Annotated in this window: 1 pseudogene; it reads right to left on the reverse strand. The window is 43.0% G+C overall.

The window, feature by feature from the left end:
• Positions 1-53: 53 nt before the first annotated feature.
• Positions 54-398 (reverse strand): annotated as a pseudogene (locus B3182_RS14615) (ABC transporter ATP-binding protein); the annotation flags it as partial.

Below are 398 nucleotides of genomic sequence, written 5' to 3' on the forward strand. Positions count from 1 at the left end.
TGTGAGATACATCCATGTATCTCCCCCATTGGCTTGCGTCTGTAAATTTCAGATTAGGCGTTTTGCAACGCTTCCAGTTCTGCCCATTTATCAAAGGCTGCTTCCAGAGATTTTTCTAACTCTGCCATCTGTGTTTGAACTTGTTTAATCTTATTAGCATCCTGCTGATAAAAATCAGCTGCTGCCATTTTTTCTGTTAACGCCGCAATTTGTTGCTCCAGTCGTTCAATCTCTAGCGGCAACGCTTTCAAATCCAGTTGCTGCTGATACGTTAGTGTCGACTTTTTCTTAACCGATTTTGCAGCAGAAGCAGGTTCAAGTTTGGCTGCAGGCTTTTCCTGTTTAACAGTCTTTTGGCGTTGTGCCAGCCAATCATCATAACCACCAACATATTCACG

It is taken from the genome of Methylophaga sp. UBA4204, from assembly GCF_002379485.1.
Lineage (GTDB): Bacteria > Pseudomonadota > Gammaproteobacteria > Nitrosococcales > Methylophagaceae > Methylophaga.